This is a genomic window from Bradyrhizobium sp. (genome assembly GCF_049512235.1).
In the GTDB taxonomy this organism is placed as follows: Bacteria; Pseudomonadota; Alphaproteobacteria; order Rhizobiales; family Xanthobacteraceae; genus Bradyrhizobium.
The window spans coordinates 1-10,196 of sequence record NZ_JBEKXH010000234.1; the positions used below are offsets into that span (position 1 = coordinate 1).

Sequence of the window (10,196 nt, forward strand, 5' to 3'; positions counted from 1 at the left end):
TTATTGGCAGTGGCGGCATTGATCGAGTTGCAATCAACGGTGTCCGCATGACAGAAGCCCAACTGATGACCGAACTTGCGGAAAGCTGTCGCCGGCTTGCCTGTTATCAGCGAAATCCCGACGTGCTGGACATGCTTCATGATCTCGAGGAGGATTTCACTGAAAGAGCTGGAAAGCGTGAGACTGAGACCAGCGGCCAGAAGAGCAGCTTTCCGCCGTCATCTGTGTACAAGGATTGAACGATATCCATTCCCAGGGCGGAAGGATGCGGGGATTTGGCGATGCGAAGTTCGCGGGCAGTGTTTTTCGCGACGTTCGGGAACGCCCATTTGGCAACGACAGCGCCTAACAAGCCTGCCCTCCGCGGTCATCCGACAATTTATTTATTGGCGAAGCCGTCGATGGTCGGCCAGAGTTGAATCGTAATCGCCCTCGGCCGGCAATTGCTTCAAAAATTGCCCGCGAGCAGATCATATGAACCTCTGCTTCCGCGAACATAAACCTTGGCTGCGGCGGCACATATCAAATCGCGGTTGGCATCGAAAGCGTTCAGAAAGCCCGATTCATCCAGACGGGCGTCGGGCTGAATTCGCCTCAATGCATCCTCGTTGATAAAGAACGACGCTTCGATCGCGCTATCGTGTCCCCAAAATCGCACGGCGTGCCGGGTCTTGTCATAGGAACGACTGTGATTTGGAAAATCAATCATCGGATTGCGGCGGATCAAGTTGTAGCCGGCCCACGGCGTCGCCGAGCGGGAGTGCAACCAGCGCATCATCATTTTTGAATACGCATTGCAACGCCTTCTCCGTCCCCGCAACAATTTGGCCAGGGGCGCGTCTTAGTGCATCCAAGCGCCGAGCCCACTGACGTTCAATGCGGCGGTGCACGCTCAATGGATATATGGCACTCATTGGGTCATCCTCGCTGATGCACTCCGATGTGAGAACAGGTGTTCGAGCGAATTGTGTTCTCTCCGTGGTCTGAAGTCACGGAGACCCGGAAAGTTCCATTCGGCGATGCCAATAGCGCACAAAGTTCGCATGCAAAAGGAGCCCGCATGCCGAGCGCACTGCGCGGGGGCTGAGTAGTTTCCGAGTCTACCCAAAGCCTATCGGCGAGCGCTATTCGTGAACCGTAGTTTCCGAAAGGCTCCAGATCATGGCCGCGACGGCGATTTTAGTCAAAGCGGATGGTGCCCGGTTCGCTACGGCAGTGAGCTACGCGAAGACCAAGGCACTCAAGGCTCAAGGTGATCATCGAGGCGTAACGTAGATTCGTACGGCAATCTCACGACAACACTGGAAGGAACCAGACCATGTCCTATCAAAGCCTCAATCCCGCCACCGGCAAGCTTCTCAAGAAATTCGACGAACTCACGGACAAGCAGCTCGAGCAAAAGCTGGTCACGGCCGAGACCTGCTTCAAGACCTGGAAACTCAAGAGCTATGCCGAGCGCGCCGCCATCATCGCCAAGGCTGCCGCCCTTATGCACGACAGTGTTGACGAGCTGGCGCACACCATGACGCTGGAGATGGGCAAACGCATCGGCGAAGCCAAGGGGGAAGTGGAGTTCAGTTCCAATATCCTCGCCTATTATGCCAAGAACGCCGAGCGCTTCCTGGCCAATGTCGAGTTGCATCCGACCCTCGGAGACGGCCATATGGAGAGCAGCCCGATCGGTGTGATCTTCGGCGTCGAGCCCTGGAACTTTCCCTACTACCAGCTCGCCCGGGTCGCGGGGCCGCATTTGATGGCCGGCAACGTGCTGCTGGTCAAACACGCCGGATGCGTGCCGCAATGCGCGATCGCCTTCGAGAAGCTGCTAACGGACGCCGGTGCGCCGGCCGGGCTCTATACCAATCTTCTGATTTCGCACGATCAATCGGAGGACCTCATCGATGATGTCAGGATCAAGGGCGTGGCACTGACGGGCAGCGTCGCGGCCGGCCGGAGCATCGCGGCGCGGGCCGGGCGGAACTTGAAACCTTCCTCGATGGAGCTCGGCGGCAGCGATGCGTTCATCGTGCTCGAAGACGCCGATCTCGAACATACCATCAAGTGGGCGGTCTGGGGACGGATGTACAATACCGGCCAGACCTGTTGCGCGGCGAAGCGGTTCATCGTCGTGGAAAAACTCGCCGACAAATTCCTGGAAAAGTTTCAGGCCGCGCTCGGAGCCCTCAAGGCCGGCGATCCCCTGGACGAGAAGACCACGCTCGGTCCGCTGTCCACGGAATCGGCCCTGGTCGATTTGCTGAAGCAGATCGACGTGGCCGTCTCGCACGGAGCGAAAGCGCTGATGGGCGGCAAGCGCATCGATCGTCCGGGGTCGTTCATGCAGCCCACGATTCTGACGGACGTCAAGCCGGACAATCCGGCTTTCCGGGATGAGTTCTTCGGCCCGGTCGCGATGTTCTTCCGCGTCAAGGACGAGGACGCGGCTATTGCGCTCGCCAATGACTCCGACTTCGGTCTGGGTGGTTCTGTTTTCACCAGGGATCTGGCGCGGGGCAAGCGGGTCGCAAGCCGCGTCGACACCGGCATGATGTTCATCAACAACATCAGCTGGTCCGATGCCGAGCTGCCGTTCGGCGGCATCAAGAACTCCGGTTACGGGCGCGAACTCGGCGACATGGGCATCCAGGAGTTCGTGAACAAGAAGCTGGTTCGCTACGTGTCGGCCGAAGCGCCGATGTAAGCACTTCGACGGCGTGGTGCCGATGCGGCCCACCGGCAACAGCGATGAGGCGTTCCGTTCAACTGGAACTCCTCATCGATTGCCGTGATGCGGTCTGCAGGACCGTAAAATGAAATAAAAGAAACAAGCCGGAGCCAGCATGTATGTGAATGTCGCGGTTTTGAAGGAAACACATCCGCACGAACGGCGTGTGGCTCTGATGCCCTCTGTCGTACCCAAGCTGATCAAGCTCGGCGCCAAGCTGCACATGCAGATCGGCGCCGGAAGCGCCATCAAGCTGACCGACGCAGCGTTCAGGGATGTCACGTTCATCGCCGACCGCAAGGAATTGGTCGCCGACGCCGATGTCGTGCTCGCGGTCCAGCCGCCGGCGCTGGAAGTGATCAATGAGATGAAGGAGGGGGCAATACTCGTTTGCTTCGTCTACGCGAACCGGGAGCCGGTGCTGGTTCAACGGCTTCTGGACCGGAAGATCACCTGCTTCGCCATGGAACGCGTGCCGCGCATTACGCGGGCGCAGGCGATGGACGCGCTCTCCAGCCAATCCGCGCTCGCGGGCTACTATGCCGTGCAACTCGGCGCCACGACTCTCGGGCGTGTCCTGCCGAAAATCACGACGGCTGCCGGAGCGATCGGACCGGCCAAGGTCCTGGTCATGGGCCTGGGTGTCGCCGGCCTTGAGGCGCTCGCGACCGCGCATCGGCTTGGAGCGGTTACGGAAGGCTATGACGTTCGTCCGGAAACCAAGGAGCAGGCACTGTCGCTCGCTGCCACCTTTGTCGAGACCGGCGTCGATGCGGGCGGCAAGGGCGGCTATGCCCGCGAATTGACCCCGGAAGAGAAAGCCAAGGTCGCCACGATTCTGACCAAGCATATCCAGGCCGCCGACCTGATCATCACGACGGCCGCGATTCCGGGCCGTGCATCGCCTAAACTCATCAGCAAGGAACAGGTCGCCGGCATGAAGGCCGGCGCCGTGATCGTCGATCTCTCCGCCGATGGCGGTGGCAATTGCGAGGATACGCTTCCCGGCGAGACCGTTCAAATCGGCCAGGTGACGATCGTTGCACCGCTGAACGTTCCGTCCCTGCTCGGCGAGGATGCGAGCGAGCTCTATTCAAAAAATCAATACAATCTGCTCGCGCTGTTCGTGAAGGACAATATTGTCGAGATCGACTGGGACGACGAGGTTCTGTCCAAGACAGTCCTGACCCATGCCGGCGAATTGAAGAGCGAAGCGGCCAAGCCGCCTGCCCCTTCCGGCAGCAGCAAGCCCGATGCAACCAAACCAGCGGCAAAAGTGGCGTAAGCCGGAGGACATCAAGATGCAATTCTCAATAGCGATCAGCGGGTTTGTCGCTCTCTATATCTTCATGCTGGCCGCCTTTGCCGGCTGGGTCATCATCGGGCATGTCCCGGCGATCCTGCACACCCCGCTGATGTCGGGCTCCAACTTCGTGCATGGCATTGTCGTGGTCGGCGGAATCTTTGCGCTGCTCAACGCCAGTACGGTGCAGGAGCAGGCGATCGGGTTCCTTGCGGTTCTGCTCGGCGCCGGCAATGCCGCCGGTGGATTTGCCGTCACCGACCGCATGCTCGCGATGTTCCAGCCGAGCGAACCCAAGCCGGCCCACGCCAATAAGGGCGAACACGAAGCCAGTCAGACCGGCAAAGCATGATGACCGACATGTTGAACATCATTCCACAGCTCGCCATCGGCGCGGTCGATCTCGCTGCGGCGTTTCTATTCATGTACGGCCTCAAGCGCATGTCGTCGCCCCTCACCGCCCCTTCGGGTATCATGGTCGCCGGGTGGGGCATGGCGGGGGCCGTTGTCGCGAGTTTCCTTTACGCCTTCGATATCAGTGCGGCGGCGAAGCCGTTCCTGATGGTCAATATCGGGCTGTCTGTCCTTGCACTTGCCATCGGTGGCGGGATCGCATGGTGGAGCGGCAAGAAAGTCGCGATGACGGCGATGCCGCAGATGGTTGCCATCTACAACGGCATGGGCGGCGGCGCGGCCGCCGCGATCGCCGCGGTCGAACTGTTCGGCAACAAGGCCGATGGCGTTACCCAACTGGTTGTCACGTTGTTCGGCGCGCTGATCGGCGCCGTGTCGTTGTCCGGTTCACTGATCGCCTGGGCCAAGCTTGATGAGGTGCTCAAGAAGCCTTTGCGGTTCCCGGGACAGCAGATCTTCAATGGCCTGGTCGCGCTGGTGACGCTGGCCATTGGTGGCTACATCGTGGCCGTGACGCACGGCTTCATCACCTCGCCGGTCGCAACATCAGACCTGATCTACATCTTCTTTGGCGCAGCACTGCTGTTCGGCGTTCTCATGACATTGCCGATCGGCGGCGCCGACATGCCGGTGGTGATCTCGATCTACAACGCGTTCACCGGTCTCGCGGTCGGCCTTGAAGGTTTCGTGCTGCAGAACCCGGCGCTGATGATCGCCGGCATGGTGGTCGGCGCCGCCGGCACGTTGCTGACGCTGCTGATGGCCAAGGCGATGAATCGCTCGGTCAGCAATATCCTGTTCACGAACTTCGGTACTGTGGTTCAGCAGAAGCAGGGCGAGATCAAGGGCAGCCTGAAGCCGGTCAAGGCCAGCGATGCCGGGATCTCCATGCGCTATGCCGCCTCGGTCATTATCGTGCCGGGCTATGGTCTCGCCGTCGCGCAGGCACAAGGAAAGCTCTACGAATTCGTGAAGCTGCTGCAGGGCGCGGGTGTCTCGGTCAAGTTCGCGGTCCATCCGGTGGCGGGGCGCATGCCGGGTCAGATGGACGTGCTGCTGGCCGAGGCGGGTGTCCCCTATGACCTGATTTTCCAGCTCGAGGACATCAACGACGAATTCGCCAATACCGATGTGGCTCTGGTCATCGGCGCCAACGACGTCGTCAATCCGGCGGCGCGCACCGAGAAATCATCGCCGATCTATGGCATGCCGATCCTCAACGCCGACAAGGCCAAGCAGGTTTATGTCGTCAAGCGCGGCCAGGGCAAGGGCTATGCCGGCATCGTCAATGCGCTGTTCTACGGCGACAACTGCAACATGGTCTACGGCGATGCCGCGGCGGTGTTGACGAAGATGATCGAGGCCGTGCGCGCCTTGGGGACGAAAGCCGCCGCGTAAGCGGGAGCTGACCATATCAATCGATTCAACCTCGAAAGCAGGAGCTACACATGGCCGGTAAAATGCACGTCGCCGTCGTCGAGCACTTTGGCAAACCTCTGGTGCAGCAGGAATGGGACATACCGTCCCCGGGGGCGGGCCAGATCCTGGTCAAGACCGAGGCCTGCGGCGTCTGCCATACGGATCTCCATGCCGCGACCGGCGACTGGCCGCTGAAGCCGAAATTGCCATTCATTCCCGGCCACGAAGCCATTGGCCGCGTTACCGCAGTCGGGGCCGGTGTCAAGATTGTCAAGGAAGGCGACCGGGTCGGCGTGCCCTGGCTCTATTCGGCCTGCGGCCATTGCGAGCATTGCCTCTCGGCCTGGGAGACGGTCTGCGCGGATGCGGAATTCGGCGGCTATACCAAAAACGGTGGCTTCGCCGAATACGTCATCGCCGACCCGAACTACGTCGCGCATATCCCAAATGGACTCGACCCGAAGCTCGCCGCGCCGCTGATCTGCGCCGGCATCACCACTTATAAGGGCATCAAGGAGACAAAAGCCAAAGCGGGCGAGTGGATCGTCATCTCCGGCGCCGGAGGCCTTGGGCATCTTGGGATTCAATATGCGAAGGTGATGGGCCTTCGAGTCTGCGCCGTCGATATCGATGACGCCAAGCTCGCGCTGGCCACCAAGATGGGCGCCGATTTCGTCGTCAATGCAGGGCATGGCGAGCCCGAAGAGGCGGTCAAGAAGGGCACCAGTGGCGGCGCGCACGGGGTCCTGATCACGGCGCCCTCGCTCGGCGCGTTCAAGCAGGGTGTCGGCATGACACGCAAGCGCGGCACCTGTGTGCTGGTCGGACTGCCACCTGGCGATTTTCCCGTGCCCTTGTTCGACGTGGTCGCGAACTGCATCACCATTCGCGGCTCCTTCGTGGGAACCCGCGAAGATATGGCCGAGACCCTGGCCTTCGCCTCCGAAGGCAAGATCAAGGCGGATATCGAGCTGCAGCCTTTGTCGGCGATCAATGGAATCTTCGACAGACTCAAGCACGGCAAGGTCGCAGGCCGCATCGTCCTCGATTTCGTCGGCGCCAAGCCGGACAAAAAGCATTCGAATGCCCCGGTGGCGAAGCAGATCGAAGCGGCAAAAGTGTTCTAGTTGCAGGTGAGCGACGTGACCGTGAACCAGACGTTGCAGGAGGGCAAACTCGCCCTCCTGACGCCGCTCCAGATGGGCGAGGCCGACCGGGCAGCCAAGGCGAGCGGCATTGACGGGTTTGGGCTGATGGAAGCGGCCGGCAGCGCGGTGGCGGTGGCGGTCGGAGCGCGATGGCTGATGCGGCCTGTTACCGTGCTGTGCGGACCGGGCAATAACGGCGGCGACGGTTTTGTCGCCGCCCGCCACCTCGCGGCCGCGGGTTGGCCGGTGAAGCTGGCCCTATCAGGTTCTCGCGACAAGCTCAGCGGCGAGGCCGCCCATGCCGCGAGCCTCTGGAAAGGTGCTTTGGCGCCGTTCTCATCCGAGTGTCTCGAAGGCGCCGGTATCGTGATCGACGCGATTTTCGGCGCGGGTCTCTCGCGTCCGCTGGACGGCGAGGCGCTTGCGATTGTCGAGGCGCTGAAACTGCGGCGCATTTCCACCTGCGCCGTGGATGTTCCGAGCGGCCTTGATGGAGCGTCCGGGACGATTCTCGGCGCCGCTGCGCCGGCCGAGCTGACCGTGACGTTCTTTCGCAAGAAGCCTGGCCACCTGCTGTATCCGGGGCGCGGGCTTTGCGGCGATGTCGAGGTGGCCGACATCGGCATACCGGCGCTGGTGCTTGAGGCCATCGCCCCGAACACCTGGGAGAACGGACCCGGGCTGTGGCTGGGTAGCTATCCCTGGCCCCAGCCTGAAAGCTATAAATACAAGCGTGGTGAAGTCCTCATCCTGGGCGGCGAGGCCATCACCGGCGCCAGCCGGATGACCGCCATGGCGGCGTCGCGCGCGGGAGCCGGCATGGTGACGCTCGCTGCCCCTGCCCGGGTGTGGAGCATCTACGCGACATCGCTGGTTGACGCGATCGTCCACAGCTTTGACGGCCTGAAGGAGTTCGAAGCGCTGCTCGCCGACCGGCGCCGCAACGTCATCGCGATCGGGCCCGGCGCAGGCGTTGGTGCATCGACCAGGCAGTTCGTCCTGGCTGCGCTCGCGACCGGGCGCGCGGTCGTACTCGATGCCGACGCGCTGACGTCATTTGCCGAGGCGCCGCAGGACCTCTTTCAGGCCATCGTCGGACCGTGCGTGCTGACCCCGCATGCCGGCGAATTCATGCGGCTGTTCCATTTCGAGGGCGACAAGCTGCAACGCGCCCGCAGCGCGGCGAAGCAATCCAACGCCGTGGTCGTGCTCAAAGGTCCCGATACCGTGATCGCCGCACCCGACGGTCGCGCGATCATCAACTGCAACGCTCCCGCGCAACTCGCGACCGGCGGCAGCGGCGATGTTTTGACGGGCTTTGTCGCAGCACTGCTCGCCCAGGGCATGGCGCCCTTCGAGGCCGCGGCCGCAGCCGTTTGGCTGCATGGCGCGGCGGCTGCGGAATTCGGATTGGGCCTGGTCGCCGAAGACCTGCCGAACGTTCTCCCGCGCGTCCTGCAGAAACTAAATGCGCGGTTGGACGGCTAGACCCGTTCGATTAAGGTGTACGCTGGTTCAGGTCCGAGTGAAGGCGTCTTCCGAATGCGATTTGCAGGAATTTCGATCAGGCTGGTGACGGCCGGCACCGTGGTGTTCGCAACCACCATCGCAGCCCAGGCCCAAGCCGCCCCAACGCCGCCACCGGCGGTCGGGGTCATCGCAGCGATCAAACGGCCAATCACCGAGAGCAGCGAATTTCTCGGACGGATCGAGGCCACCAATCGTGTCAGCGTGGTCGCTCGCGTCAACGCGTTCCTGGAAAAGCGTTCCTTCAACGAGGGCGCCGAGGTCAAGACCGGCCAACTGCTGTATCAGCTCGAGCGCGGCCCATTCGAGGCCGATCTGGCAGCGAAGCAGGCGCAGGTCGCGCAACTGCAGGCGACGCTGGAAAACGCCAAACTGACCACCGGCCGGGCGCAAGCCCTGCTGGGGGGCCCTGCCGGTCAGCAATCGACCTATGATGCCGCGATCGCCAATCAGCGCAGCTTTGAAGCGCAGGTGCAGGCGGCGCAGGCGCAGGTGCGGACCTCGCAGATCAATCTCGACTACACCGAAATCCGCTCGCCGATCGACGGCAAGATCGGCCGCACCGCGGTGACCGAGGGCAACGTCGTCAGCCCGAGTTCCGGGGTGCTCACCACCATCGTCAGCCAGGATCCGATGTACGTCACCTTTCCGGTCTCGCTCCGCGAGGCGCTGGAGCTGCGCGAGCGCTATGGGCCGCACGGTGGCTTCGACGCGGTTGTCATCAAGCTTCGTCTGCTGGATGGCCGCTTGTACGGACAGACCGGCAAGTTGAACTTCGTCGACAACACCATTGCGCAAAACACCGACACCATCACGCTGCGGGGAACCATAGCCAATCCGCCTTTGCCGAACATTCCTAGCACGAACGGGACCGTCCGCGAACTTACCGATGACGAGTTCGTCACCGTGCTTTTGGAAGGCGTGCAGCCGGTCGAGGTGCTGGCGGTCCCGCGCTCCGCCGTGCTGTCGGACCAGCAGGGCGATTATGTCTTCACGGTCGGCGCCGACAACAAGGCCCAACAGCACCGCGTCCAGCTCGGTCAGTCGACCCCGACCGTCGCCGCGGTCATCAGCGGGATCGCGCTGGGCGACAAGGTAATCGTCGAAGGCCTGCAGCGGGTGCTTCCCGGCGTGCCGGTTAATCCCGGCCCGGCGAGCGCGCTGATCGAATCCAGCATGAAGGTCGCCGGGGACGGAAGCACGCAAACCGTTGGCGGCGGCGGCGGTGCGCCCCAAGCTAAGCCCGCGGGCGCCACGCCATGATCTCGTCCGTTTTCGTCGATCGTCCCCGTCTTGCGATCGTGATTGCCCTCGTCATCACTCTCGCCGGCGCGCTGGCGCTGTTTCAAATCCCGGTCGCGCAATTTCCCGACATCGTGCCGCCACAGGTCACGGTCACGGGCGTGTTTCCGGGCGCCTCCGCCGAGGTGGTGGAATCCAGTGTCGCCCAGCCGCTCGAGGCCCAAATCGTCGGCGTTGACAGCATGCTCTACATGAAGTCGACCAGTGGCAATGACGGCAGCTACACGCTCACCGTCTCGTTCGCGCTCGGCACCAATCCCGACATCAACACCGTCAACGTCAATAACCGCGTCCAGACCGCGTTGTCGCAATTGCCGCCCGAAGTGCAGCTGCAGGGCCTGACGGTGCAGAAGAAATC

The 10,196-nt window shown here is 62.1% G+C and carries 10 protein-coding genes; 9 read left to right on the top strand and 1 reads right to left on the bottom strand.

The window, feature by feature from the left end; all coding sequences use genetic code 11:
• On the top strand, positions 1–239 hold a 239-nt coding region (locus ABSG20_RS20655), incomplete at its 5' end, for a hypothetical protein (protein WP_423866367.1).
• A 209-nt stretch (positions 240–448) separates the two neighbouring features.
• On the opposite strand, the gene ABSG20_RS20660 is transcribed toward ABSG20_RS20655, so the two are convergent.
• Positions 449–781 carry a DUF1488 family protein gene (locus ABSG20_RS20660; RefSeq protein WP_423866368.1) on the bottom strand — a complete coding sequence of 111 codons (333 nt, stop codon included), beginning with the start codon at positions 779–781 and terminating at the stop codon, positions 449–451.
• Between the two features lie 537 nt (positions 782–1,318).
• On the opposite strand from ABSG20_RS20660, the gene ABSG20_RS20665 reads away from it, so the two are divergent.
• From ABSG20_RS20665 to ABSG20_RS20700, 8 genes are all read left to right on the top strand, one after another.
• The gene (locus ABSG20_RS20665; RefSeq protein WP_423866369.1) at positions 1,319–2,701 is read left to right on the top strand and encodes an NAD-dependent succinate-semialdehyde dehydrogenase; all 1,383 of its coding nucleotides are present in this window, start codon (positions 1,319–1,321) and stop codon (positions 2,699–2,701) included.
• A 199-nt stretch (positions 2,702–2,900) separates the two neighbouring features.
• A complete protein-coding gene (locus ABSG20_RS20670; RefSeq protein WP_423866370.1) occupies positions 2,901–4,010 on the top strand; it encodes an NAD(P) transhydrogenase subunit alpha in 1,110 nt (369 codons plus the stop codon).
• A 16-nt stretch (positions 4,011–4,026) separates the two neighbouring features.
• Positions 4,027–4,380, top strand: a complete 354-nt coding sequence (locus ABSG20_RS20675) for an NAD(P) transhydrogenase subunit alpha part 2 (protein ID WP_423866371.1) — start codon at positions 4,027–4,029, stop codon at positions 4,378–4,380.
• Positions 4,380–5,840, top strand: a complete 1,461-nt coding sequence (locus ABSG20_RS20680; RefSeq protein WP_423866372.1) for an NAD(P)(+) transhydrogenase (Re/Si-specific) subunit beta — start codon at positions 4,380–4,382, stop codon at positions 5,838–5,840. The genes ABSG20_RS20675 and ABSG20_RS20680 overlap by 1 nt, the downstream gene beginning before the upstream one ends.
• A gap of 50 nt (positions 5,841–5,890) precedes the next feature.
• The gene (locus ABSG20_RS20685; RefSeq protein ID WP_423866373.1) at positions 5,891–6,988 is read left to right on the top strand and encodes a zinc-dependent alcohol dehydrogenase; all 1,098 of its coding nucleotides are present in this window, start codon (positions 5,891–5,893) and stop codon (positions 6,986–6,988) included.
• 15 nt (positions 6,989–7,003) lie between these two features.
• Entirely contained in the window at positions 7,004–8,497 is a 1,494-nt protein-coding gene (locus ABSG20_RS20690) for an NAD(P)H-hydrate dehydratase (protein ID WP_423866374.1), read from the top strand.
• A 54-nt stretch (positions 8,498–8,551) separates the two neighbouring features.
• Entirely contained in the window at positions 8,552–9,799 is a 1,248-nt protein-coding gene (locus tag ABSG20_RS20695) for an efflux RND transporter periplasmic adaptor subunit (RefSeq protein ID WP_423866375.1), read from the top strand.
• Positions 9,796–10,196 (top strand): efflux RND transporter permease subunit (locus ABSG20_RS20700; RefSeq protein ID WP_423866376.1); only part of this gene is annotated, 401 nt, incomplete at its 3' end. The genes ABSG20_RS20695 and ABSG20_RS20700, both read left to right, overlap by 4 nt.

Bases quoted from the DNA above. Each gene is read 5' to 3' on its own strand.
- ABSG20_RS20680 (WP_423866372.1), top strand. From the start codon at position 4,380: ATGACCGACATGTTGAACATCATTCCACAGCTCGCCATCGGCGCGGTC.
- ABSG20_RS20685 (WP_423866373.1), top strand. From the start codon at position 5,891: ATGGCCGGTAAAATGCACGTCGCCGTCGTCGAGCACTTTGGCAAACCT.
- ABSG20_RS20695 (WP_423866375.1), top strand. From the start codon at position 8,552: ATGCGATTTGCAGGAATTTCGATCAGGCTGGTGACGGCCGGCACCGTG.
- ABSG20_RS20660 (WP_423866368.1), bottom strand. From the start codon at position 781: ATGATGATGCGCTGGTTGCACTCCCGCTCGGCGACGCCGTGGGCCGGC.
- ABSG20_RS20665 (WP_423866369.1), top strand. From the start codon at position 1,319: ATGTCCTATCAAAGCCTCAATCCCGCCACCGGCAAGCTTCTCAAGAAA.
- ABSG20_RS20670 (WP_423866370.1), top strand. From the start codon at position 2,901: ATGCCCTCTGTCGTACCCAAGCTGATCAAGCTCGGCGCCAAGCTGCAC.
- ABSG20_RS20675 (WP_423866371.1), top strand. From the start codon at position 4,027: ATGCAATTCTCAATAGCGATCAGCGGGTTTGTCGCTCTCTATATCTTC.